This window comes from Bacillus sp. LBG-1-113, assembly GCF_020708615.1.
GTDB lineage: Bacteria > Bacillota > Bacilli > Bacillales > Bacillaceae > Bacillus > Bacillus mojavensis.
Window position 1 is genome coordinate 393,064 of the sequence record NZ_JAJFDG010000003.1, and the last position, 25,721, is coordinate 418,784.

The window sequence follows — 25,721 nt, forward strand, 5'->3', positions numbered from 1 at the left end:
GATAAATGAGGTGTAAACAGATGAACACCACAGATCGGCAAATCGCATTCTCTGCTCTTTCCTGTCTTCTTTCGTATCCGGATGAAGAGTGGAGAGCTGAGCTTCCCGATTGGAAGGCTCTGATTCATGAAATTGGCAATCGGCAAATCCGTGAGAAGCTGCTGCGCTTTTTAGAGGCGTTAGCCTGTTTTTCACCAGAAGCGCTGATTGACCACTATGTCTATACGTTTGACTTCGGAAAAAAAACGAATATGTACGTCACTTACTTTCATTCAGGTGAGCAAAGAGAACGCGGCGTTGAATTGCTGCATTTAAAAAACATATACCAGCAATCAGGCTTCCTGCAGACTGACAAAGAGCTGCCTGATTACCTGCCGCTTATGCTGGAATTTGCAGCGGTTGCGGAGATGGAAGCAGCGAGAAGCGTGTTTGAGAAATATAGGTCCAATGTGAGGGAACTGGCATCCCGCCTCGAAAAAAATAAGAGCATATATGCTGAACTGCTGCACGTGCTGCTGGCCGCGCTGGAAAACATCGGCGTGCGTGAAAGCGTTGAAGGGGCTGTTCAGGCATGAGCGGGCAGATCCTGTGGGGCGTAATGCCATACATTGTTTTAACGATCTTTATCGGCGGCCATATTTACCGCTACCAGCATGACCAATTTGGCTGGACGGCGAAATCAAGCGAGCTGTTAGAAAAGAAAAAACTCGCGGCGGGCAGCATACTTTTTCACTGGGGCATGCTTTGCGTTATCGGCGGGCATCTCATGGGAATTCTGATCCCGGAAGCCTTGTACACCTCCATTGGCATTTCAGAGCATGCTTATCACAAAATGGCGATTGGCGCAGGCCTGCCGGCTGGGGTTGCGGCATGTACCGGACTTTTCATTCTGACGTACAGAAGGCTGTTTGACAAAAGAATCCGCAAAACCAGTTCGCCATCGGATATCCTTATTCTCATCCTGCTGCTGTTCATGATGTTGACAGGCGTTGCCGCCACGTTTCTCAACATTGATTCGAGAGGATTTGATTATCGGACAACAATCGGGCCGTGGTTCAGGGAGATCTTTTTGTTCAGGCCTGACGCCTCCTTGATGGAGAGTGTCCCCCTATGGTTTAAGCTTCATATCATGATAGGATACATCGTTTTTATCCTGTGGCCGTTTACGAGATTGGTTCACGTGTTCAGTCTGCCGCTCAAGTATTTGACACGAAGCTATGTCGTGTATCGGAAACGCTTGTAAAAACCCCCCCCTCAAAGAGGGGGATTTTTTATGATAAATCGTTTGATGAAAAAATAAAAACATAAGATATTTTCTGCCAAGGTAATGGCTGGGCAGCCAGGAATCCTGTTATGTTTATATTTGGACATAACATGTGAAAAAGGAGAGTGAAGAATGAAGCGGATGTTACTCATTTTCACTGCTTGTCTTATGACAGGCGCCGGGGTCCTGACACTCAGACATTCTCACGTATTAACCGGCGGGACAGCCGGACTGTCACTAAGCCTGACATACTTGTTTCACTCCTCGTTTGCCATAATCTTCTTTCTGATCAATATCCCGTTTTATGTATTTTCTCTCATCAGAATGGGCGTCAAATTCACCCTATCCACTGTATTTGCAGTCGCAGCGCTGACTCTGTTTACAAGCGTTGATCACTGGCTGCCGTCTGTCTCTTTTTCGCCGTTTGCCGGCGCGATTTGCGGCGGAGCATTAATCGGGTTCGGCCTGTCGCTCATGTTTTATCATCAGGCATCCCTTGGCGGCGCTAATATTCTCGCTTTATTTCTGCAAAAGCGCTATGGCTGGAATCCGGGTACGGTTAATTTCCTCTTCGATTTTGGCGTAGTGCTGGTCGGCATTTTCTCCGTCGGATTGCTGAAAGGGCTCTTCTCTTTAGTGTCGATTGCGGTCACGGGCCTGATCGTCAGCTTCTTCAAAAATAAAATCAAAAGCAGCTACTCCCTCAATCCGGCTTTGCTCCAGAACATCACACCCGGCCAAACACAGGAAGCATCATCATAAGCCTTTCCGCCCCGTGTGCGGAGAGGCTTTTTTCATAGAAAGGTTTAAAGGTTAGAAATAAGAGGAAATACGAAGGTAATCGGATCGGATTGGAGAGGGGACAAATGCTGAAAAGGAGACTGGAGTTTTTCTTTTTATATATCATGCTCATTGGGGCATACATCATCTGGGTTTTTCCGGTTTCCAGACTTGAGTTTTACGGAGGATTGCTTTGCTATGCCGGCATTATTTTGTTCAGCATTTATTCATTAATCCTTGAAAACCGAACATCACAGCACACGCTGTTATGGATACATATTCTTGTCTTTTTTCCGATCGCGGGCTACATGTTTTATCTGTTTTCCGGACAGCTGTATGTAAAAGGAAAGCTGTTTAAAACAAAACGAATGTACAACAGGGAGAAGCTTCGGAAGCAGTTTGACATGGAGGAAACGCCTGAAGTGACCGGATTGAAGGACAATCAAGAAAGGTTTTTTACCTATTCCATCAGGGCTTCACATATGAATATCAACACGAAAAGCAAGGTAAAGGTTTTGAAAAACGGGGAAGAAACCTTTCCTGATATTTTCAAAGCAATGCGGAAAGCAAAATCTTATCTGCATATCGAATACTATATGTTCAAATCGGACATGCTTGGCCGCGGCATGATGGAGATTATGATGGAGAAGGCGCGTCAGGGTGTCGAGGTGCGTTTTTTGTATGACGCTGCGGGCAGCATCAAATTGGCAAGTAGAGATATTATGAAAATGAGAAAAGCGGGCGTGGACATCATTCCTTTTTCTCCGCTGAAATACGGGTTCTTCAATCAAAAATTAAATTTTCGAAATCACCGTAAAATCGTGATCATAGATGGGAAAATCGGCTTTGTCGGCGGATTGAATGTCGGGAAGGAATATATCAGCAGAGACCCGGGCATCGGTTTTTGGAGAGACACTCATCTGCGGCTGGAAGGAGAAATTGTGCAAACGCTTCACGCCATCTTTATGCTGGATTGGGAATATGTCTCTAATGAAGTATTAATTGATCAAAAAGAATACAATACGCCAGTTCCCGTGGAGGGAGGAGGCATTTATCAAATCGTCGCGACAGGGCCTGACATGAAGGAGAGCATGAGTGACCTCTACTATGAAATGATCTCTACAGCGCAGAAATCTGTGTGGATTGCCACACCTTATTTTGTCCCGAATGAATCCATCCGCACGGCTTTGAAAGCCGCGGCGACAAAAGGGGTCCAGGTGCGGATTATGGTGCCGGAGACGAATGACAGCTTTTTAACGCAATACGCGTCGAGATCGTATTTCCCTGAGCTGCTTCTGGAGGGGATTGAGGTATATTCATATCAAAAAGGCTTCATGCATCAAAAAGTGATAATCATTGACGGCGATATCGCCTCAGTCGGAACCGCAAACATGGATATGCGCAGCTTTCAGCTCAATTTTGAGGTGAATGTTTTCTTCACGGATGCCGAAGCAATCCGCACCCTGGAAGACCATTTCGAAGAGGATATGATGGAAAGTGAGAAACTTAGTCCTGTCGGTTTTTATAAAAGAGGAATGGCTGATCGGACAAAGGAGTCAGTTGCCCGACTCTTTTCAAGCGTTCTGTAAGAAAAAAGTAATACTGTCTTTTCATACAGCCCGTGTATAGTATAATTGAGAAATCTTATCAGTTATTGATGCATTGGGGGAAGATAGAGTGCTGCGGCAATTTTTTGCGTATTATAAACCATATAAAACATTGTTCTTTCTCGACTTTTTTTCGGCGATCGCAGGAGGCTTAATGGAGCTGAGTTTTCCTTTGATCGTCAACTATTTCATTGATACCTTGCTTCCGGGGAGAGACTGGGGCCTGATCATCGCGACCTCAATCGGATTGTTTGTCGTTTACGCGCTCAGCTCGGCTCTCCAATATGTCGTCACGTATTGGGGGCATATGCTCGGAATCAATATCGAAACCGATATGAGAAAATCGCTATTTGACCATCTGCAAAAGCTGTCCTTCAAATTTTATGACAACAACAAGACGGGAACGTTAATGTCGAGGCTGACGAACGATTTAATGTACATCGGCGAAGTCGCCCATCACGGTCCAGAAGATTTGTTCATCGCCATTATGACGATTCTCGGGGCGTTCGGGGTTATGCTGTTTATTAACTGGCAGCTGGCATTGCTGACGTTTATTATCATGCCGATTGTCATTTGGCTGGCGCTTTACTTCAACAAAAAAATGACCAAAGCGTTTACGACGCTGAACAAGGATATCGGAGACTTCAGCGCGCGGGTAGAAAATAATATCGGCGGCATCCGGCTCGTTCAGGCGTTCGGCAATGAATCGTTTGAAAAAGAGCGCTTCGCTGTCAACAATCAGCGGTTCCGGATCACTAAGCTGTCATCCTATAAAATCATGGCGAAAAACGGTTCCATCAGCTATATGCTGACACGGTTTGTCACGCTGTTTGTCCTCTTATGCGGAACATGGTTTGTGATTCGCGGCTCCTTGTCATACGGAGAATTTGTAGCGTTTGTTCTGTTAACAAATGTCCTGTTTCGGCCGATTGACAAAATTAACGCCATTATTGAAATGTATCCGAGGGGAATTGCCGGCTTTAAAAGCTACATGGAGCTGATGGAGACAGAGCCGGATATTCAGGATTCTCCTGAGGCGAGAGACGTTTCCGGGCTGAAAGGCGATATCTGCTATCAGCATGTTTCGTTTGGCTATGATGAGAATCAACATGTCCTTCATGACATTAACCTGACCATTCGGGCGGGGGAAACGGTAGCGTTTGTCGGACCGTCCGGAGCGGGGAAATCAACGCTTTGCAGTCTGCTTCCGCGCTTTTATGAAGCATCGGAGGGTGACATTACCATTGATGGCGTCAGCATTCAAGACATGACGCTGTCTTCCTTGCGCGGGCAGATTGGCGTTGTGCAGCAGGACGTTTTCTTATTCTCGGGCACACTGAGAGAGAATATTGCATATGGCCGTTTGGGCTCAACAGAAGAGGAAATCTGGCAAGCTGTAAAGCAGGCTCACTTAGAAGAACTCGTCAATAACATGCCGGATGGATTGGACACCGTCATCGGAGAGCGCGGCGTAAAGCTTTCTGGCGGGCAAAAGCAGCGCCTTTCAATTGCGAGGATGTTCTTGAAAAATCCATCTATCCTGATTCTCGATGAAGCAACTTCTGCTCTTGATACAGAAACAGAAGCGGCGATCCAAAAGGCGCTTCAAGAATTGTCGGCGGGGCGCACGACGCTGGTGATCGCCCACAGACTGGCGACGATCAAACACGCGGACAGAATTGTCGTCGTGACAAAAAACGGTATCGAGGAACAGGGGCGGCACCAGGAACTGATCGAAGCCGGCGGTATTTACAGCAGACTGCATCAAGCACAGTTTGGAGAGATGGTGCAGCAATAGGAGGCAAGGGTGATAACGGGTACAGTGAATTTTATTACCGTTGATACTGTCATATTAGGACGGAGCACGTATGAACATATTAAAATCCTTACACCCAATATTCCGTACGGGGATAAAACATGCTGCGTTTTACGGGAACGTCCGACACTATCATGATGAACACGCGACGCTTATCAGCGAAGACGTCAGGCATTCACCGGCCGCTTAACATCTGGATCGCGGGCGGTGCATAGCTGGTGAATACCTTTATGAAAGAGGACGCCATCGACGATTCCATCATCACTGTTATTCCCGTTGTAATAGGGACCGGCATCCCGCTGTTTCATGAACAAAATACCGAAACAAAGCTGGGTTAAACCGATATGAAACGATTTGGACAGGCGGCGCAGCTCCATCATAAACGAGCATAAGGAAGAGGATAGACATCACTGTCTATCCTTTTTTATGTAAGTTAGAGCGCTTCTCTCTCAGCGGGCTCAATCATATTCTGAAACTTTTCAACCAGCTGAGATGCTTTTGTCCCTTCAACCACAATCAGATATTCCTTTTCATTATGAGCCATGCGGAATGTCTCCAGCTCGATTAAGCTTTTGATTTTGCACATCGTTTTCTTTGAGTAAATATAAACCTCGTGGCTTCCGGAATGGCACATTTTATAAAGATGAATCAAATTTCTTAAAGTGAATGCCTGTGCGGCTACCTTTAGAGACTTGATGTTTTTCATGTTCTTTCTCCTCCATCGATTCTTGTCTTATATAGCGTATGTTCCCAATGTGTACAAACTGTAAACCTGTTTTTTTTATACTTATGTTTTCCATTGCAGAGCACCGCCGCCAATCCGTTTCACGCCGCGGATTGAGCTCAATTCATCCATCAGCCGGAGAAGCGCCTTGTCCTTCTGTTTCGCCTCAATCATAAAATCAATATTGGTTCCCCATTGCCTGAAGCGCTCCAAAAGCGGCAGCAAAAAGTTGGCATCTACATAATCTGCATGGCTGCGCACCGCTTGCTCCGACTTAGGGGAGGATAGATGGACCTTCGGCTGCAATCCGATCCGCTGCCATGTGTTGATCATCCGCGGAAGTGCTTCGTTCAGGTCCGCATGATCATCCGAGTTGGCGTAAAAATGATGAAAATCAAAGACAAACGGAACATTCTCTAGTTCACAGACCTGAAGCGTCTCTTCCGTGGTATACGTTTTATCGTCATTTTCCAGCGTCATCCGCTGCTTGATATCTTCCGGCAGCAGTTTTATGTTTTGATGAAATTGTTTCAGAGCGTTTTCTTTGTTTCCGTAAGCGCCGCCGATATGGATGTTGATAATCGAGCGGTCTGCAATCCCCATTGCTTCAAGCATGCGGTAGTGATAAGCCATATCGGTTACAGCATTTTTTGTAATAGATTCCTTAGGGCTCGTAAACAGGGTAAATTGGTTAGGATGAAAGCTTGTGCGCAGATTGTATTTTTTCACAAGCTCCCCAATCTCACGGAACTCCTTGCGAAATGGCGTCACAAAGTCCCACATTACGTCAGGATGAGTGGCCAGCGGCACAATTGAGCTGGAAAAACGGTACAATGGAATATCGTGGCCGATGATGTAGTGAAGGGTTCTCATTGTATTGCGCAAGTTAGCTTTTGTCGCAGCCAAAAGGGCTTCTTTTCTCTCATCCTCGGGCAGCTTTGAGTAACGGGCGAATGTCAGTGTTTTGGCGGGAGACGCATCCCAAAGGCTCATCGCATTTGAGACGAACCCGAATCTGAAAATCATAGGAACTCTCCTTTATAAAAAATAAGATAATGCTTTACCGAGCCATTCCGCCGGGCGCTGCCTGAACGTGCGCTTTTTGAAATTTTCTGTTGTCAGCAGGTCCGACTTTTTAATATCCTCTTCAATCGTGGCATAGACTTCTTTTGTAAATGCAGCATCATCGATTTCAACGTTTACCTCTTCATTTAAAAACAGGCTTCGCTGATCAAAATTGGCTGTGCCGATCATGCTGAAGTGATCGTCAATGATCAAGGCTTTCACATGATAAAACCCTTGGTAAAAACGGTAGATGAGACAGCCGGCATCAAGCAGCTCCGAATAATATGTAAAAGCAGCTTCTCTGACCAGAGGGTGATCAGATTTCATGGGCACAATCAGCGTAACGTCCACACCGTTTTTTCTTGCTTTGACCAAAGCCTGCTGAAGCGGTTTAGTCGGAATATAATAAGGCGTGCAAATCGTAATGCGCTTTTTCGCCCTGCCGATATTTGCCAAATACGTTTTTTCAAGAGCATAGCCGTCAGTCGCATAAATCTTATGAGGGATATTCCCTTGCGGAAGTTCGGGCCAAACATCCGGACCGAGTTCGGCTGAGCCGGTATTTCGTTTCAGGTCGGCTGTAAAAAGCGTTTGCAGATCGCGGACACCTTCGCCCGTCATACGCAGATGATAATCCTCCCAATTGCCGAACTTCGCCTTCTTGCCAAGGTATTCCTCACCAATGTTAAACCCGCCGACATAGCCGACTTTTCCGTCTATCACAGCAATTTTCCGGTGATTTCTTTTTTGTATATGAAAAAAGAAATAAGGGAAACGAGGCCGGTTCAGAAAATGAACGTGGACGCCGGCGTTTTTCATCGTCTTCAGCGCCGGTTTTTTAATTTTTTGGCTGCCCGACCAATCCAGAAGCAAATAAACCGATACACCGGCCTGGGCTTTTGTTTTCAGCAGTGTAAACATATTGTGGCTGACCTCATCGTTTTTCATAATGAAAAACATCACGTGAACAGAAGAGACGGCATCGCGTATATCTTCCATCATCCGTTCAACAAGGTCAGCGCCGCAGTGAATTAATTCGATATCACTTTTCTTTTTTGAAAAAACAGGCTCGTACGCTTTCTTTCTGTAAGCGGCGCGGCCTATAAAGATATCCAGCAGGATTATAGCTAATAGTATGATGACAATAATGAGAATCACGAAAAATACCTTCATCCCGGCACTCCTTTCCGTAGTAGTAGATATTGTGCCCGAACAGCGGGAATTTAATTATTGACTGAACACTCATTCATTATTTATCATAAAGATAACCTTATACAGATTCTGGGGCAGGGGATCACGGTTTTCATCAGTAAAAAGGGGGAATTGGAATGAGCGGCTTTCTTATTGTCAATGCGTTATTATTTCTGATTGTAACCGCTTACGCTGTTTATTTGTTTGTTTATTTGGTCAAAACAAGGGTTGCTTACATCAGGCTTGGCCAAAAGGAACAATTCGATAAGCGGATCAAGGAACGGCTTCAGGCCATATGGGTGAATGTATTCGGACAGGAAAAACTGCTCAAGGATAAGAAAAGCGGAATCATTCACGTCATGTTTTTCTACGGCTTTATATTGGTTCAGTTCGGAGCGATTGATTTTATCATCAAAGGTCTGGTCCCGGATCAAAATCTGCCGCTTGGCCCAATCTATCCCGCCTTCACTTTTTTTCAGGAAATCGTTACGTTTCTGATCTTAGTTGCGGTTGGCTGGGCATTTTACAGACGGTATATCGAAAAGCTCGTCAGGCTGAAACGAGGCTTTAAAGCTGGACTTGTTCTCATTTTTATCGGCGGTTTAATGCTGACGGTTTTACTAGGGAACGGAATGAATCTGATCTGGCATGATCACGGGCTTTCTTGGAGCGAGCCAATCGCCTCAGGAATCGCGTTTCTGCTTGGCGGCATCGGGGAGACGGGTGCTGCGGTGATTTTCTATATCGCATGGTGGATGCACCTCCTGTTTTTACTGAGCTTTTTAGTGTATGTGCCGCAGTCAAAGCACGCTCATTTAATTGCCGGTCCTGCCAACGTCTTTTTCAGCAGACTTGAAGCGTCCGGAAAGCTCGAAAAAATTGATTTCACTGACGAAACAAAAGAAAGCTACGGAGCAGGAAAAATTGAGGATTTCAGGCAGTCCCAGCTGATTGATCTGTATGCGTGTGTCGAGTGCGGCCGCTGTACCAATATGTGCCCTGCGACAGGCACCGGAAAAATGCTGTCGCCGATGGATTTAATTTTACGCCTCAGGGACCACCTCACAGAAAAAGGTGCTGCCGTCACTTCGCGCTCGCCATGGGTGCCGGCTGCAGCATTCAGCCATACGAGAGGGAACCAGCTGGCAGCGGCAGCCTCAGGGAGCGGATCGCGGGAAGCCGCCGCCGCGCTTGATTACAATCCGAGCTTGATCGGCGACGTCATTACCGAAGAAGAAATTTGGGCCTGCACCACTTGCCGAAACTGTGAGGATCAGTGCCCCGTCATGAACGAGCATGTTGATAAAATTATTGATCTCCGCCGCTATCTCGTGCTGACTGAAGGAAAAATGGACAGTGACGCACAGCGGGCAATGACGAGTATTGAGCGACAGGGCAATCCGTGGGGCCTCAACCGCAAGGAACGTGAAAATTGGCGCGACGCAGCTCCAGATGCCGAGATCCCGACAGTAAAAGAATTGAAAAAAGAGGAAAAAGAATTCGAATACCTTTTCTGGGTCGGTTCCATGGGTTCGTACGACAACAGAAGCCAAAAGATCGCCATCTCCTTTGCTAGACTGCTGAACCAAGCAGGTGTGACCTTTGCGATCCTCGGCAACAAAGAAAAAAATTCAGGGGACACCCCGCGCCGCCTCGGAAATGAATTTTTATTTCAGGAACTGGCCGAAAAGAATATCTCGGAATTCGAAAAAAATAATGTGAAAAAAATCGTTACGATTGACCCGCACGCATACAATTTATTTAAAAACGAATATCCAGATTTCGGCTTTGAAGGCGAAGTATATCATCATACGGAAGTGCTGGCTGATCTGGTAAAGAGAGGGAAATTAAAACCGCAGCACCCAGTTCATGAAACGATCACCTTCCACGACTCCTGCTATTTGGGACGGTACAACGAAGTCTATGATCCGCCGAGAGAGATTCTAAAAGCCATTCCGGGCGTGCAGCTTATTGAAATGGAGAGAAACCGTGAAACCGGCATGTGCTGCGGAGCTGGCGGTGGCTTAATGTGGATGGAGGAAGAGTCAGGAAACAGGATTAATGTCGCCAGAACAGAGCAAGCGCTGGCAGTCAATCCGTCGGTAATCAGCTCCGGCTGTCCGTACTGCCTCACGATGCTTGGGGACGGCACAAAGGCAAAAGAAGCGGAAGATCGTGTCAAAACGTATGATGTCGCGGAGCTTCTGGCTCAATCTGTCTTGGGCGCTGATATGACAATGGGGGAAAAGCGATGAATTTTTCATTAACAGAAGAACACGAAATGATTCGGAAATTGGTTCGAGATTTTGCGAAGCATGAGGTTGCACCGACAGCGGCAGAACGTGACGAACAAGAACGCTTCGATCGTGACCTGTTTCGGGAAATGGCGGATTTAGGATTAACAGGGATTCCGTGGCCTGAAGCTTACGGCGGAATCGGAAGTGACTACCTGGCTTATGTTATAGCGGTGGAAGAACTGTCAAAAGTCTGCGCCTCCACCGGCGTGACGCTTTCCGCCCATATTTCGCTTTGCGGCTGGCCGCTGTTTGCATTTGGCACAGAAGAACAAAAGTCAGAATACTTAACACAGCTGGCGCTTGGGCAGAAAATCGGGGCTTTCGCTTTGACTGAAGCAGGCTCCGGTTCAGATGCCGGCGGGATGAAAACAACTGCTGAGCGAATCGGTGATGACTATGTATTAAACGGATCAAAAGTGTTTATCACAAACGGCGGCGCCGCTGATATTTATATTGTATTTGCAGTCACTGACGCTGAAAAAAAGAAAAAAGGCATTTCTGCTTTTATTGTTGAAAAGGATTTTGAAGGATTTTTGACAGGCAAGAAAGAAAAGAAACTAGGCATCCGTTCTTCTCCGACAACAGAAATCATCTTCGAAGACTGTGTCGTTCCCGCAGAAAATCTTCTCGGTGAAGAAGGAGAAGGCTTCAAAATCGCGATGAAAACCCTGGACGGGGGAAGAAACGGCATCGCGGCACAGGCTGTTGGCATCGCCCAGGGAGCGCTTGATGCGGCGCTTCAATACGCAAAAGAAAGAAAACAGTTCGGCAAATCGATCGCCGAGCAGCAGGGCATAGCTTTTAAACTTGCAGATATGGCGACAATGATAGAAGCTTCAAGGCTATTGACCTACCAAGCGGCATGGCTGGAATCGTCAGGCCTTCCGTATGGAAAAGCCTCCGCCATGTCCAAACTGCTGGCAGGGGATACGGCGATGAAGGTGACGACCGAAGCTGTACAGATTTTCGGCGGCTATGGCTATACGAAGGATTATCCGGTAGAACGCTATATGCGCGACGCGAAGATTACGCAAATCTACGAAGGCACCCAAGAAATTCAAAGGCTGGTTATCTCCAGAATGCTCGCAGAATAAGGCAAAATATCTATCAGTCGGATCACTCTTGTAAAATTATTTAAATTAACGCTGTTAAGGGTAGCATATTCTGTTTTATTTTGTTTATAATGAGAGGTATGGTTTGTATAAGAACGATACAATATCGCTTTCATTATTGATAAAACAGATACATATAAGTAATAGAAAGGGAGTGTCCGACCTTGGGTATCAAACAATATTCACAGGAACAGCTAAAGGAAATGGCTTTAGTTGAAATCGCTCACGAATTATTTGAAGATCATAAAAAACCAGTTCCTTTTCAGGAGCTTTTAAATGAAATTGCATCATTGCTCGGCGTGAAAAAAGAAGAGTTAGGAGACCGCGTCGCACAATTTTATACAGATTTAAACATTGACGGCCGTTTCTTGGCGCTCTCTGACCAGAATTGGGGTCTTCGCAGCTGGTATCCGTACGATCAGCTAGATGAAGAAACACAGCCGACAGTTAAGGCGAAAAAGAAAAAAGCCAAAAAAGGCGTCGAAGAAGATCTTGATCTTGATGAATTTGAAGTGGTTGACGAAGACGACCTCGATTTAGCTGAGGTTGAGGAAGAACTTGATCTCGATGCTGATGAGTTTGACGATATCGATGAAGACGACGATGACGAGCTCGAAATTGACGAGGATCTCATTGATGACGATGAAGAAGAAGATGATGATGATGACTATGATGAAGGCGATGAGGATAAAAAATCGTAAAAGAATTTCATCCCCAAATCGATCTTGACTTTCATAGTCGAACTAGGTAGTATGTATTTTGGGCTCTTCAAAAACGAAGAGAGAACATAGAACGTTATGCTCCCTTTCAAGAAATTGAAAGGGAGCTTTCTTATTTTCACCCCTCATTTTTCTTATAAATCATTTAAAAGGCTAAATGATTTTTTATAAAACGGTACATTTTAAGAAATGTAGCTTAGAGCGAAGAGAGGAGCAAACGAAATGACGAAATATATTTTTGTAACTGGGGGAGTCGTATCCTCACTTGGAAAGGGTATTGTAGCAGCTTCATTAGGGCGTTTGCTGAAAAACCGCGGACTGAACGTCACAATTCAAAAATTCGACCCATACATCAACGTTGATCCGGGAACGATGAGCCCGTACCAGCACGGTGAAGTATTCGTAACAGATGACGGCGCTGAAACAGACTTAGACCTCGGGCACTATGAGCGTTTTATCGACATCAACCTGAATAAATTCAGCAACGTAACAACAGGAAAAATCTATTCAACAGTTCTTAAAAAAGAACGTCGCGGAGATTACCTCGGCGGAACAGTGCAGGTTATTCCGCACATCACAAACGAACTGAAAGACCGCGTATACCGTGCGGGTAAAGAAACAAACGCGGATGTCGTGATTACAGAAATCGGCGGTACTGTAGGAGACATCGAATCCCTGCCATTCCTTGAAGCCATCCGCCAAATGAAGAGTGACATTGGCCGTGAAAACGTGATGTACATCCACTGTACACTTGTGCCTTACATTAAAGCTGCCGGCGAACTGAAAACGAAACCGACACAGCACAGCGTAAAAGAATTAAGAAGCCTGGGCATTCAGCCAAACATTATCGTTGTTCGTACAGAAATGCCGATTTCTCAAGATATGAAGGACAAAATCGCTTTATTCTGCGACATCGATACAAAAGCGGTTATTGAATGTGAAGATGCGGACAACCTCTATGCCATTCCGCTTGAGCTTCAAAAACAAGGACTTGATAAGCTTGTTTGCGAGCACATGCAATTGGCATGCAAAGAGGCGGAAATGTCCGAGTGGAAAGAGCTTGTGAACAAGGTCAGCAACCTGTCTCAAACAATCACAATCGGACTTGTCGGAAAATATGTTGAGCTTCCTGACGCTTATATCTCTGTCGTTGAATCACTTCGTCACGCGGGCTACGCGTTTGACACAGATGTAAAAGTGAAATGGATTAACGCTGAGGAAGTAACAGAAAGCAACATCGGAGAGCTTACTAGCGGCACAGACGGTATTATCGTACCGGGCGGCTTCGGAGACCGCGGTGTTGAAGGAAAAATCATTGCGACACAATATGCGCGCGAAAACAACATTCCGTTCCTGGGCATTTGCTTAGGTATGCAGGTTGCATCTATTGAGTATGCCCGAAATGTATTAGGCTTAAAAGGCGCTCACTCTGCTGAAATTGATCCGTCAACTCAATACCCGATTATCGACCTTCTTCCTGAACAGAAGGATGTTGAAGATCTTGGAGGAACACTTCGCCTCGGCCTTTACCCTTGTAAGCTTGAAGAGGGCACGAAAGCATTTGAAGTGTATCAGGATGAAGTGGTGTACGAGCGTCACCGCCACCGTTATGAATTCAACAACGAATTCAGACAGCAAATGGAAGACCAAGGCTTTGTATTCTCAGGCACCAGCCCGGACGGACGCCTTGTTGAAATTATCGAGCTGAAAGACCATCCTTGGTTCGTGGCTTCTCAGTTCCACCCAGAGTTCAAGTCTAGACCGACAAGACCTCAGCCATTATTCAAAGGTTTTATCGGAGCGTCTGTTGAAGCTGCAAATCAGAAATAATAAAAAAAGACTTGCCGTTTGTCAAAAGCGGACAAGTCTTTTTTATTTGTTTCCGGCAAGATACAGCATGTACAATAAGTGATTATGCATACTCTTGCAGAATTTCTTTTAATGTAAATGATAGAGCATGGTAGACATACAATGCTGTCATTAATGAAGGGAAGCCAAAGCGGGTGCCGTCTTCATCGGGAACAAGCGGCATTTTTAGCTTTGAATCAATATGCACATCGCAATATTGTTCGATTCCGGCTTTGGATGCCGGTGATACGCAGACGACCCCCGCGCCTTTTTCATAAAGCTCTTTCGCGAGCGCCTGTTCTTCATCTGTACCTGTCCCTGTGCAAAACATCAGCACCCTGTCGCTTTCTGTCACATCATCAGCGTTAGCGGGAAACGCTTTGACGGAAGGAAGCGGTTCTTTGCTTTCGGTTGCCTCATGTAAGATGCCCTGAAGCTCATTAGCCCCGTATATATAGATGGAATGCCCGCTGATCACCGCTTGAGCGAGCAATCGCGCCCCATCTTCAATCGCGTCAGATTCCTTATCCTGAATGCGGGAAAAAATACCTGTTAACTGTGTTGTAAATATTTTCAACATAAGTGAATCCTCCTTTATAACGTACAATAACAGTATACAACAAAAGAGAAAATGCTCAGAAAATGTCGTAAAGTAGACTATTATAATTAAAGGAAATAGGAAAATCAAACAGAATACATAAACTACTGCTTACTTTTGACGAAAATCATAATATTGGGGTGTAAAATGATGAATGAAAAAATTTTAATCGTTGATGATCAATACGGAATACGTATTTTGCTTAACGAAGTGTTCAATAAAGAGGGCTATCAGACATTTCAGGCTGCGAACGGCCTTCAAGCGCTTGATATCGTGACAAAAGAACGACCGGACCTTGTCCTTCTGGATATGAAAATTCCGGGTATGGACGGAATCGAAATCTTAAAACGGATGAAGGTCATTGATGAAAACATCCGCGTGATCATCATGACGGCTTACGGAGAACTCGATATGATCCAAGAATCAAAGGAACTGGGCGCATTGACGCACTTTGCGAAGCCGTTTGACATCGACGAAATCAGAGACGCCGTCAAAAAATATCTGCCCCTGAAGTCTAACTGACAAAAAGAAGAAACAATTGAATGAGGTCATTGTGTTGCCGATTTGTCGAAAAGTTGGTATTCTAGTTATGGAGAAAAAGCGATCTGTGTATTTACATATGACAGCAAATTATGGGTCATGCTAGGGTGGAAAGCTTTTTTCGCTAGAAGACAATCAGGCTACATAAGGAGGACATTCGACATGCCTTTAGTTTCAATGACGGAAATGTTGAATACAGCTAAAGAAAAAGGTTATGCTGTAGGACAATTTAACTTAAACAACCTTGAGTTTACTCAAGCGATTTTACAAGCAGCTGAAGAAGAAAAATCTCCAGTGATCCTTGGTGTTTCCGAAGGTGCGGGACGCTACATGGGCGGCTTCAAAACAGTCGTAGCTATGGTAAAAGCACTAATGGAAGAGTACAAAGTGACAGTTCCTGTTGCGATCCACTTAGACCACGGTTCAAGCTTTGAATCTTGTGCGAAAGCGATTCATGCAGGTTTCACATCTGTAATGATCGACGCTTCTCACCATCCATTTGAAGAAAACGTAGCAACAACTTCTAAAGTTGTTGAGCTTGCTCATTTCCACGGAGTATCTGTAGAAGCTGAGCTTGGAACAGTCGGCGGACAAGAAGACGACGTTATCGCTGAAGGCGTAATCTACGCTGATCCTAAAGAGTGCCAAGAGCTTGTTGAGCGCACTGGCATCGACTGCCTTGCACCTGCATTAGGTTCTGTTCACGGCCCTTACAAAGGTGAGCCAAACCTTGGTTTTAAAGAAATGGAAGAGATCGGAAAGTCTACTGGTCTTCCGCTCGTTCTTCACGGCGGTACTGGAATTCCGACTGCTGACATCAAAAAATCAATCTCACTTGGTACAGCTAAAATCAACGTAAATACTGAAAACCAAATTTCTTCTGCAAAAGCTGTTCGCGAAACATTGGCAGCTAAGCCTGACGAGTACGATCCACGTAAATACCTTGGACCTGCTCGCGAAGCGATTAAAGAAACTGTTATCGGTAAAATGCGTGAATTTGGTTCTTCAAACCAAGCTTAATTCAATTGGAACTTTTTATAGCCGCCTGACAGCTTGACAGGCGGTTTTCCGTCTATCTTTAGAAAGCGCAATCATATTCACAGTTCTGAAAATTCTTACTCTGGGAGGCTTTTGTAAATGTTATTTTTTATTGATACAGCCAATATCGATGAGATTAAAGAAGCGTATGAATTAGGAATCCTTGCCGGTGTAACAACGAATCCTAGTTTAGTAGCAAAAGAAGCTAACGTATCGTTCCATGACCGTCTTCGTGAAATCACAGAAGTTGTTCCGGGCTCTGTAAGTGCCGAGGTTATTTCTCTGAAAGCTGAGGAAATGATTGAGGAAGGAAAAGAACTGGCGAAAATCGCTCCGAACATCACAGTGAAAATCCCGATGACGGCTGACGGTTTAAAAGCCGTAAAAGCACTTACTGACTTAAACATTAAAACAAATGTTACATTGATCTTCAATGCAAACCAAGCGCTTCTCGCTGCAAGAGCGGGCGCTACCTATGTATCTCCATTCTTGGGCCGCTTAGATGACATCGGCCATAACGGGCTTGACCTGATTTCAGAAGTTAAGCAGATTTTTGATATCCACGGGCTTGATACGCAAATCATTGCGGCGTCAATACGCCATCCTCAGCATGTAACTGAAGCTGCATTAAGAGGGGCTCATATCGGCACAATGCCGCTTAAAGTCATTTATCAGCTGACAAAGCACCCGTTAACAGACAAAGGAATCGAACAATTCCTGGCAGACTGGAACAAGTAATTTAAGCGGTGGCAAACAGAGTGTATGCCTGTTTGCCGCGGCCTTTGTTTTTCACCATCCTGATACAGCGGACCTTCAGATGCATGCCGCTTACAGAGAAGGAATCATTGGGCTGCAGAAGCTGATATCGGAATGAGGGTTGCGTGCTGCTTTTGCCGGATGACGAAGATGTCTCTATAGCCGGCGGGTCTCTGTCGATTTTTTGAAACCTATGCCCCCCGCAAAGCTTCGCTATTTTCTTCCTGATATTTTACAATGTGTTGTATTCTTTCTCTTCGAATTGGCTAGATTTTGGACATGAGCTTTATTTGCAGAGACAGAATAAAATGCCATTTTATTTAGCTCCGCAGCTATCTTCTTATGGAAGGAGACTATCATGGAAAAGTTGAATATTGCCGGCGGTGACTCGTTAAACGGTACAGTACACATCAGCGGCGCTAAAAACAGTGCTGTTGCATTAATACCAGCAACCATTTTGGCAAATTCCGAGGTGACAATAGAAGGGCTTCCTGAGATTTCAGATATTGAAACGCTGCGTGACCTGTTACAGGAAATCGGCGGCAATGTGCATTTTGAGAATGGGGAAATGATTGTCGACCCCACATCAATGATCAGCATGCCGCTTCCTAACGGAAAAGTGAAAAAACTGCGCGCGTCTTATTATTTAATGGGGGCGATGCTAGGCCGCTTTAAACAGGCCGTCATCGGATTGCCTGGCGGCTGCCACCTGGGCCCCCGTCCGATTGACCAGCACATCAAGGGTTTCGAAGCGCTCGGAGCTGAAGTGACCAATGAACAGGGCGCGATTTATTTGCGCGCTGAAAGGCTGAGAGGCGCACGTATTTATTTAGATGTCGTAAGCGTCGGGGCAACGATTAACATTATGCTTGCGGCTGTTTTGGCAGAAGGAAAAACCATCATCGAAAACGCTGCGAAAGAGCCGGAGATTATTGATGTCGCGACATTGCTGACCAGCATGGGCGCAAAAATCAAAGGTGCTGGAACCAACGTCATCCGAATCGATGGCGTAAAGGAACTGCACGGCTGCAAACATACGATCATTCCGGACAGAATTGAAGCCGGAACATTTATGATTGCAGGAGCTGCGATGGGCAAAGAGATCATCATTGATAATGTCATCCCGACTCACCTTGAGTCCTTAACAGCAAAGCTGAGAGAAATGGGCTTTCACATTGAGACAAGCGACGACCAGCTGCTCATTGTCGGAGGGCAGAAAAATCTTAAGCCGGTTGATGTAAAAACCCTAGTATACCCGGGCTTTCCGACTGATTTGCAGCAGCCGATGACGGCGCTTTTGACGAGAGCAAAAGGGACAAGCGTCGTGACTGACACCATCTATTCGGCGAGATTCAAACATATTGATGAACTAAGACGAATGGGCGCTAATATGAAAGTAGAGGGCAGGTCTGCAATCATCACGGGTCCTGTCGAGCTTCAAGGCGCTAAGGTGAAGGCAAGCGATCTGCGGGCCGGAGCCTGTTTAGTGGTTGCCGGGCTGATGGCCGACGGTGTGACAGAAATTACAGGTCTGGAGCATATTGATCGCGGATACAGCAGCCTAGAGAAGAAACTAGAGGGTTTGGGAGCCACAATCTGGCGCGAGAGAATGACTGATGAAGAGATAGAACAGCTGCAAAATTCTTAATTGGTTATTTGCGAGAGGAGATCGTGTTGAGATGGAAAGAAGTTTATCAATGGAATTGGTCCGTGTGACTGAAGCTGCGGCATTAGCATCAGCAAGATGGATGGGCAGGGGAAAGAAAGACGAGGCTGATGAAGCAGCAACAAGCGCAATGAGAGACGTTTTTGATACAGTCCCGATGAAAGGAACTGTTGTGATCGGAGAAGGAGAAATGGACGAAGCGCCGATGCTTTATATCGGGGAAAAACTCGGAAACGGGTACGGTCCGCGCGTCGATGTCGCTGTTGATCCTCTCGAAGGCACAAACATCTTAGCAAGCGGCGGCTGGAACGCGCTGACTGTTATTGCAGTTGCTGACCACGGCACGCTTTTAAATGCTCCAGATATGTATATGCAGAAAATCGCAGTCGGTCCGGAAGCGGTGGGCTGCATTGATATTGAAGCTCCAGTCATTGATAACCTTAGAGCGGTAGCAAAAGCGAAAAACAAAGACGTCGAGGACGTCGTTGCCACCATTTTAAACCGCGATCGACACGAAAAAATCATTTCTGAGCTTCGTGAGGCCGGCGCCAGAATCAAACTGATCAATGATGGGGATGTCGCAGGCGCCATCAATACGGCTTTCGACCACACAGGCGTAGACATCCTGTTCGGATCAGGAGGAGCTCCTGAAGGCGTCCTATCTGCTGTCGCGTTAAAAGCGCTAGGCGGAGAAATTATCGGTAAACTTCTTCCGCAAAGCGAGGAAGAAATCATACGCTGCAACAAAATGGGACTTGATTTAAGCAAAGTGCTGCGTATGGAAGACCTTGTGAGAGGCGATGACGCTATTTTTGCGGCTACCGGCGTAACTGACGGGGAGCTGTTAAAAGGCGTTCAATTCAAAGGGTCTGTCGGCACGACTGAAAGCTTGGTCATCCGTGCGAAATCAGGCACTGTCCGTTTTGTTGACGGCAGACACAGCCTGAAGAAAAAACCAAATCTCGTAATCCGTCCATAACAAAGAGAAAAAGCGGGTGTTGACCCGCTTTTCTTTTGCAAATAAGAGACAACCCTATCAATTGCGTGTCAAAACCTTATTTCAGTTGAATAATTTTTTGAAATAAGGTAAAAATAAAGAGTGCTGCGATTTTTAACTGCGTAATTCCTTCTTTTAAGCACTAGGAAAGTTTCAATTTCTACCGCATCAGACGATATAAGTATTGATCTTCTCATGTTTTTGTCCTCGCTTCCTTCAAAACTCATTAAGACAATCCTTTTAACAAAAGCGCCGATCATGGGTGGAAGTGTTACCGATAGAAGTTCCTTTATGTTAAAAAAAGAATGTGCTTTGGCGGATGTTGTGCAAAAGCAGCAGATTACATGTGTAAAGTAAGATATTGACTATGAAAAGCGTGGTGTTTTTATGAAAGACGTATCTATTTCCTCTTTGGAAAATATGAAATTGAAAGAGCTATATGAACTTGCAAGACATTATAAAATCTCCTACTACAGCAAACTGACAAAAAAAGAACTGATTTTCGCTATTCTGAAAGCGAATGCAGAACAGGAAGATCTTTTGTTTATGGAAGGTGTTCTTGAGATCATCCAATCAGAGGGATTTGGCTTCCTGAGACCGATCAACTATTCTCCAAGCTCTGAAGACATTTACATCTCTGCTTCACAAATCCGCCGCTTCGATTTGCGGAATGGAGACAAAGTATCAGGCAAGGTTCGCCCGCCAAAAGAAAATGAGCGTTATTATGGACTTTTGCACGTTGAAGCAGTAAATGGTGATGATCCGGAATCCGCAAAAGAGCGTGTTCACTTCCCAGCCCTTACTCCACTTTATCCCGACCGCCATATGGTGCTCGAAACAAAACCGAATTTCTTGTCTACAAGAATTATGGACATGATGGCGCCGGTAGGCTTTGGCCAGCGCGGCTTGATTGTAGCGCCTCCGAAAGCCGGGAAAACGATGCTGCTGAAGGAAATCGCCAACAGCATTACAGCGAATCAGCCTGAAGCAGAGCTGATTGTCCTATTGATCGACGAAAGACCGGAAGAGGTTACGGACATTGAGCGTTCTGTTGCTGGGGATGTCGTCAGCTCAACGTTTGATGAAGTGCCGGAAAACCATATCAAAGTAGCCGAGCTTGTGCTTGAACGCGCTATGCGCCTCGTTGAGCACAAGAAAGACGTTATTATCCTGATGGACAGTATCACACGCCTTGCCCGTGCCTACAACCTAGTGATTCCGCCGAGCGGAAGAACACTTTCCGGAGGAATTGACCCGGCAGCGTTCCACCGTCCGAAACGTTTCTTCGGGGCAGCGAGAAATATCGAAGAAGGCGGAAGCTTAACGATCCTCGCCACTGCACTTGTTGATACAGGATCTCGTATGGATGATGTAATCTATGAAGAATTCAAGGGAACGGGCAACATGGAGCTTCATCTTGACCGCTCACTGGCAGAACGCCGCATCTTCCCTGCAATCGATATTCGCCGTTCTGGAACGCGTAAGGAAGAGTTGCTTGTGCCTAAAGAGCATCTTGATCGTTTATGGTCTATCCGCAAAACGATGTCAGATTCGCCTGATTTCGCGGAAAAATTCATGAGAAAAATGAAAAAAACCAAAACAAACCAGGAATTTTTCGATATTCTCAATCAAGAATGGAAGCAGGCAAATCTATCATCAGCCAGACGATAAAATCTATTTGCAAAAGAAGTAAATCACTGATATAATTTTCTCATATGCGTTTCGGACAATGATCCGAAATAATAACTCTGTTTCCACACGGGATTCAGGGCGGAAGGAGATGGATACAATGAAAGCAGGAATTCATCCTAATTTCAAAAAAGCAACAGTTAAATGCGCTTGCGGAAATGAATTTGAAACAGGCTCAGTAAAAGAAGAGGTACGCGTTGAGATTTGCTCTGAATGCCACCCATTCTACACTGGCCGTCAAAAATTCGCTTCTGCTGATGGTCGTGTTGATCGCTTTAATAAAAAATACGGTCTTAAGTAATAATAGATTTTTCAACAGGCAAGAAGCAGTTCTTGCCTGTTTTTTGTATGTCAAAAACACAGCTGGCAGAGAGAGGGGAGCAGAGCCAATGTACATAATGAAGCAAAGCGGGTGGCTTGAGCTGATTTGCGGCAGTATGTTCTCGGGGAAATCTGAAGAGCTGATCAGAAGAGTGAAGAGAGCAACTTACGCCAAGCAGGAGGTCAGGGTCTTTAAACCTGTGATTGATAATCGATACAGCGAAGATGCTGTTGTCTCCCATAATGGAACATCTATGACGAGCTATGCCATTACTTCGGCTGCGGACATTTGGGATCATATCAGTGAGAGCACGGATGTGATCGCAGTTGACGAGGTTCAATTCTTCGATCGGGCGATCATTGATGTTTTATCAGCACTTGCCGATAAAGGATATCGTGTGATCGCAGCAGGTCTTGATATGGATTTCAGAGGAGAGCCGTTCGGCGTTGTGCCGGATATTATGGCCATCGCTGAAAGTGTGACGAAGCTGCAGGCCGTCTGTTCCGTCTGCGGATCACCGGCAAGCAGAACACAGCGGCTCATTGACGGAAAGCCGGCTTCTTATGATGATCCGGTCATTCTGGTGGGTGCGTCTGAATCCTATGAAGCAAGATGCAGACACCACCACGAAGTTCCGGGAAAATCTAAAAACTAATGCAAAACATGGGTAAAAAGATAGAAAGCACCGGCCGAAAAGCTGGTGTTTTTTTATATATTCTGACAACAATCAATTAAAAAATTTAAATAAGTGTATTAAAAAATTAAGTAATTTTCTTCCCTTGAATTTTGATTTTGACAGGCATAAAATAACTAACGTAATGTAAATAGTTTTGAGACATTGTTCGAATAATTGTCACAAAGTCGCATAAAGATCATGATCGGTTATTTTTAGATGAGTTATTACTTAACCTGGTTAACTATTTCAAGAAAGAAGGAGATTTGCTTGAATAACATAAAAAAAACTAAGGAAGGCCATTTAGAAACAACATTAAGAGGAAAAGAAGTTTTGTCTATTCCTACTTTAAACAAAGGTGTTGCTTTTACGTTAGAAGAAAGACAAGAACTTGGCTTAGAAGGACTTCTTCCGCCAACTGTACTTTCTCTTGATCAACAAGCAAAACGCGCATACGAGCAATTTAAAGCTCAGCCAGACCGCCTTCGTCAAAATGTTTACTTAAATGATCTTGCTAACCGCAATGAAGTTCTTTTCTATAAATTGCTGCAAAATCACCTGCGTGAAATGCTTCCTGTTGTATATACACCAACAGTTGGTGAAGCCATTCAAGAATACAGCCATGAATACAGAAGACCTCAAGGTATCTACTTGTCAATCGACAACATTGACGGTATTGAAAAGGCTTTTGAAAACCTTCATGCGACAGCAGGCGATATTGATCTTATCGTTGCAACTGACTCTGAAAGTATCCTTGGTATCGGTGACTGGGGAGTAGGCGGTATTAACATCGCTATCGGTAAATTGGCTGTTTACACTGCTGCAGCTGGTATTGACCCTAGCCGTGTTATTCCTGTAGTGCTTGATGTCGGTACAAACAACGAAAAACTTTTAAATGATCCTTTATACATTGGTAACCATCATGAACGTATCTCTGATGAACGTTACGAAGAATTCGTTGATGCGTATGTAAAAGCTGCGCTTAAATTCTTCCCTAAAGCGCTTCTTCACTGGGAAGACTTTGGTAACAAAAACGCGCGCAATATCATGAAAAAATACAACAACGAAATCCTGACATTCAACGATGATATTCAAGGTACAGGCGCAATTACACTAGCTGGTGTGCTTGCTGCTATGAAGAAAACAGGCGCATCTATTAAAGATCAGCGTGTAGTTGTCTTCGGTGCAGGTTCAGCTGGTATCGGTATTGCTGACCAGATCCGTGACACAATGGTGCTTGCTGGATTATCTGAAGAAGAAGCGAACAAAGCGTTCTTCACACTTGATTACAGAGGCCTGTTAACAGACGATATGGAAGGCATCCTTGATTTCCAAAAACCTTACCTTCGCAGTGCAGCAGAAGTGAAAGACTGGAAACGCGATGAAAAAGGCCAAATTCCATTCGATGAAGTGGTTCGCCAAGCGAAACCAACGATCTTAATCGGAACTTCAGGGGTTTCAGGAGCGTTCACAGAGGAAATTGTGAAAGAGATGGCATCTCACGTAGACCGTCCGGTGATCATGCCGATGTCTAACCCGACTCACCTTGCAGAAGCTGTTCCTGAAGATCTGTTCAAATGGACTGACGGAAAAGTGCTTGTAGCAACAGGAAGCCCATTTGACAATGTAGAGTACAATGGCGTTTCTTATGAAATCGGACAATCTAACAACGCATTCGCATTCCCTGGTCTTGGCCTTGGTTCAATCGTAGCTGAAGCGCGTGTTATTACACCTGCTATGTTTGCTGCAACAGCTGATGCGATTGCTGAAATGGTTGATTTTGAAACACCTGGAGCTGGATTGCTTCCAAGCATCGACAAGCTTCAAGAAGTATCTATTCAAGTTGCCATTGCTGTAGCTGAAGCAGCGATTAAAGACGGCGTAGCAAATCGTCAGCCTGAAGATGTAAAACAAGCTGTTCTTGATGCAATGTGGACACCTGAATACAAAAAAGTCATCGCAAAATAATAAGCGTGTAATTTTTCTGTCCGAGGGAAAGCTTTGTATAAAGCTAAAGTATACGGACATAGGATTTGGAGGAGAATATTTTGAGCATCTTAGATATCTTAATCCTCCTGGCACCGATCTTCTTTGTTATCGTGCTGGGTTGGTTTGCAGGACATTTCGGAAGTTATGATGCCAAGTCAGCAAAAGGGGTAAGTACGTTAGTAACGAAATACGCACTTCCAGCTCACTTTATCGCTGGTATTTTGACAACTTCCAGAAGTGAATTTTTATCACAAGTTCCGTTAATGGTTTCTTTAATTATTGGTATTGTTGGATTTTATATTGTTATTCTATTGGTTTGCAGATTTGTGTTTAAATATGATTTAACGAATTCATCTGTATTTTCTTTGAACTCTGCACAGCCGACATTCGCATTTATGGGTATCCCTGTATTGGGAAGCTTGTTCGGTGCGCAAGAGGTTGCGATTCCGATCGCTGTAACAGGTATCGTTGTTAACGCTATTCTTGATCCGCTTGCGATCATTGTAGCTACAGTGGGTGAGTCTTCTAAGAAAAACGAAGAGAGCGGCGACAGCTTCTGGAAGATGACAGGAAAATCAATCCTGCATGGTCTTTGTGAGCCGCTTGCAGCTGCTCCGTTAATCAGTATGATCTTAGTGCTGGTTTTCAATTTCACTCTTCCAGAGCTGGGTGTTAAAATGCTTGATCAGCTTGGAAGCACAACATCTGGTGTTGCTCTCTTTGCTGTCGGTGTTACCGTTGGTATTCGTAAAATCAAACTCAGCATTCCTGCTTTCGGTATTGCGTTACTCAAAGTTGCGGTTCAGCCTGCTTTAATGTTCCTGATTGCTCTTGCAGTCGGACTTCCAGCTGACCAAACAACAAAAGCGATCCTTCTTGTTGCATTCCCTGGTTCTGCCGTTGCAGCCATGATTGCGACTCGTTTTGAGAAACAAGAGGAAGAAACAGCGTCTGCGTTTGTGATCAGTGCGATTCTGTCATTGATTTCACTTCCAATTATTATTGCGCTTACTGCGTAATCAAAAAAGCT

25 protein-coding genes are annotated in these 25,721 nt (G+C 45.0%); 21 read left to right on the plus strand and 4 right to left on the minus strand.

The genetic code is table 11. The annotated features are described in order from the left end of the window. Nucleotides 1–20: 20 nt before the first annotated feature. The 6 genes from narJ to LJF29_RS11645 all read left to right on the plus strand — a co-directional run bounded on the left by narJ (nt 21) and on the right by LJF29_RS11645 (nt 5,657). Nucleotides 21–575 carry a nitrate reductase molybdenum cofactor assembly chaperone gene (narJ, locus tag LJF29_RS11620; protein ID WP_229148640.1) on the plus strand — a complete coding sequence of 185 codons (555 nt, stop codon included), beginning with the start codon at nt 21–23 and terminating at the stop codon, nt 573–575. Next, nucleotides 572–1,243: a respiratory nitrate reductase subunit gamma gene (gene narI / locus LJF29_RS11625; protein WP_229148642.1), complete on the plus strand. Its 672-nt coding sequence runs from the start codon at nt 572–574 to the stop codon at nt 1,241–1,243. The genes narJ and narI overlap by 4 nt, the downstream gene beginning before the upstream one ends. Before the next feature lie 153 nt (nt 1,244–1,396). Then, nucleotides 1,397–2,026, plus strand: coding sequence for a YitT family protein (locus tag LJF29_RS11630; protein WP_229148643.1), 630 nt, complete (start codon nt 1,397–1,399; stop codon nt 2,024–2,026). A gap of 104 nt (nt 2,027–2,130) precedes the next feature. After that, nucleotides 2,131–3,633 (plus strand): cardiolipin synthase, encoded by a 1,503-nt coding sequence (cls, locus tag LJF29_RS11635; RefSeq protein ID WP_168748991.1) that lies wholly within the window; start codon nt 2,131–2,133, stop codon nt 3,631–3,633. A gap of 88 nt (nt 3,634–3,721) precedes the next feature. Then, on the plus strand, nt 3,722–5,449 hold the full coding sequence (locus LJF29_RS11640) for an ABC transporter ATP-binding protein (protein ID WP_229148645.1): 1,728 nt from the start codon (nt 3,722–3,724) through the stop codon (nt 5,447–5,449). A gap of 70 nt (nt 5,450–5,519) precedes the next feature. Next, a complete protein-coding gene (locus LJF29_RS11645) occupies nt 5,520–5,657 on the plus strand; it encodes a hypothetical protein (protein ID WP_229148647.1) in 138 nt (45 codons plus the stop codon). Between the two features lie 243 nt (nt 5,658–5,900). Here LJF29_RS11645 and LJF29_RS11650 read toward each other — a convergent pair whose 3' ends face one another. The 3 genes from LJF29_RS11650 to cls (LJF29_RS11660) form a co-directional block, all read right to left on the minus strand. Then, entirely contained in the window at nt 5,901–6,173 is a 273-nt protein-coding gene (locus LJF29_RS11650; RefSeq protein ID WP_010332264.1) for a hypothetical protein, read from the minus strand. Between the two features lie 81 nt (nt 6,174–6,254). Beyond that, on the minus strand, nt 6,255–7,217 hold the full coding sequence (gene uvsE, locus LJF29_RS11655; RefSeq protein WP_229148648.1) for a UV DNA damage repair endonuclease UvsE: 963 nt from the start codon (nt 7,215–7,217) through the stop codon (nt 6,255–6,257). Between the two features lie 12 nt (nt 7,218–7,229). Further along, nucleotides 7,230–8,429, minus strand: coding sequence for a cardiolipin synthase (gene cls, locus LJF29_RS11660; protein ID WP_229148657.1), 1,200 nt, complete (start codon nt 8,427–8,429; stop codon nt 7,230–7,232). Between the two features lie 155 nt (nt 8,430–8,584). Here cls (LJF29_RS11660) and LJF29_RS11665 point away from each other — a divergent pair, with 155 nt between their 5' ends. From LJF29_RS11665 to pyrG, 4 genes are all read left to right on the plus strand, one after another. Next, complete coding sequence (locus tag LJF29_RS11665) at nt 8,585–10,702, plus strand: heterodisulfide reductase-related iron-sulfur binding cluster (RefSeq protein ID WP_229148658.1); 2,118 nt, start codon at nt 8,585–8,587, stop codon at nt 10,700–10,702. Continuing rightward, complete coding sequence (gene acdA, locus LJF29_RS11670) at nt 10,699–11,838, plus strand: acyl-CoA dehydrogenase AcdA (protein ID WP_168748985.1); 1,140 nt, start codon at nt 10,699–10,701, stop codon at nt 11,836–11,838. The genes LJF29_RS11665 and acdA overlap by 4 nt, the downstream gene beginning before the upstream one ends. Before the next feature lie 182 nt (nt 11,839–12,020). After that, complete coding sequence (gene rpoE, locus LJF29_RS11675; protein ID WP_229148660.1) at nt 12,021–12,557, plus strand: DNA-directed RNA polymerase subunit delta; 537 nt, start codon at nt 12,021–12,023, stop codon at nt 12,555–12,557. A gap of 240 nt (nt 12,558–12,797) precedes the next feature. Next, nucleotides 12,798–14,405 carry a glutamine hydrolyzing CTP synthase gene (gene pyrG, locus LJF29_RS11680; RefSeq protein ID WP_010332258.1) on the plus strand — a complete coding sequence of 536 codons (1,608 nt, stop codon included), beginning with the start codon at nt 12,798–12,800 and terminating at the stop codon, nt 14,403–14,405. Between the two features lie 82 nt (nt 14,406–14,487). Here pyrG and LJF29_RS11685 read toward each other — a convergent pair whose 3' ends face one another. Beyond that, the gene (locus LJF29_RS11685) at nt 14,488–15,003 is read right to left on the minus strand and encodes a DUF2529 domain-containing protein (RefSeq protein ID WP_229148664.1); all 516 of its coding nucleotides are present in this window, start codon (nt 15,001–15,003) and stop codon (nt 14,488–14,490) included. Between the two features lie 165 nt (nt 15,004–15,168). Here LJF29_RS11685 and spo0F point away from each other — a divergent pair, with 165 nt between their 5' ends. From spo0F to LJF29_RS11740, 11 genes are all read left to right on the plus strand, one after another. Continuing rightward, nucleotides 15,169–15,543, plus strand: a complete 375-nt coding sequence (spo0F, locus tag LJF29_RS11690; protein ID WP_003227621.1) for a sporulation initiation phosphotransferase Spo0F — start codon at nt 15,169–15,171, stop codon at nt 15,541–15,543. Between the two features lie 180 nt (nt 15,544–15,723). After that, nucleotides 15,724–16,581, plus strand: a complete 858-nt coding sequence (locus LJF29_RS11695; protein ID WP_003235826.1) for a class II fructose-bisphosphate aldolase — start codon at nt 15,724–15,726, stop codon at nt 16,579–16,581. 117 nt (nt 16,582–16,698) lie between these two features. Beyond that, a complete protein-coding gene (gene fsa / locus LJF29_RS11700) occupies nt 16,699–17,337 on the plus strand; it encodes a fructose-6-phosphate aldolase (RefSeq protein WP_010332256.1) in 639 nt (212 codons plus the stop codon). Nucleotides 17,338–17,713: 376 nt separating this feature from the next. Further along, entirely contained in the window at nt 17,714–19,003 is a 1,290-nt protein-coding gene (locus tag LJF29_RS11705; protein WP_229148670.1) for a UDP-N-acetylglucosamine 1-carboxyvinyltransferase, read from the plus strand. Between the two features lie 31 nt (nt 19,004–19,034). Then, nucleotides 19,035–20,000, plus strand: a complete 966-nt coding sequence (glpX, locus tag LJF29_RS11710; RefSeq protein ID WP_010332254.1) for a class II fructose-bisphosphatase — start codon at nt 19,035–19,037, stop codon at nt 19,998–20,000. A 213-nt stretch (nt 20,001–20,213) separates the two neighbouring features. Further along, on the plus strand, nt 20,214–20,375 hold the full coding sequence (locus LJF29_RS11715; protein ID WP_032731180.1) for a hypothetical protein: 162 nt from the start codon (nt 20,214–20,216) through the stop codon (nt 20,373–20,375). 30 nt (nt 20,376–20,405) lie between these two features. After that, entirely contained in the window at nt 20,406–21,689 is a 1,284-nt protein-coding gene (gene rho / locus LJF29_RS11720) for a transcription termination factor Rho (RefSeq protein ID WP_010332253.1), read from the plus strand. 118 nt (nt 21,690–21,807) lie between these two features. Next, complete coding sequence (gene rpmE, locus LJF29_RS11725; RefSeq protein WP_003151132.1) at nt 21,808–22,008, plus strand: 50S ribosomal protein L31; 201 nt, start codon at nt 21,808–21,810, stop codon at nt 22,006–22,008. An 88-nt stretch (nt 22,009–22,096) separates the two neighbouring features. Further along, nucleotides 22,097–22,684 carry a thymidine kinase gene (locus LJF29_RS11730; RefSeq protein ID WP_010332252.1) on the plus strand — a complete coding sequence of 196 codons (588 nt, stop codon included), beginning with the start codon at nt 22,097–22,099 and terminating at the stop codon, nt 22,682–22,684. Between the two features lie 288 nt (nt 22,685–22,972). Continuing rightward, a complete protein-coding gene (malS, locus tag LJF29_RS11735) occupies nt 22,973–24,670 on the plus strand; it encodes an oxaloacetate-decarboxylating malate dehydrogenase (protein ID WP_029441290.1) in 1,698 nt (565 codons plus the stop codon). 80 nt (nt 24,671–24,750) lie between these two features. Continuing rightward, nucleotides 24,751–25,710: an AEC family transporter gene (locus LJF29_RS11740; protein ID WP_101864887.1), complete on the plus strand. Its 960-nt coding sequence runs from the start codon at nt 24,751–24,753 to the stop codon at nt 25,708–25,710. The last annotated feature ends 11 nt before the right edge of the window (nt 25,711–25,721 follow it).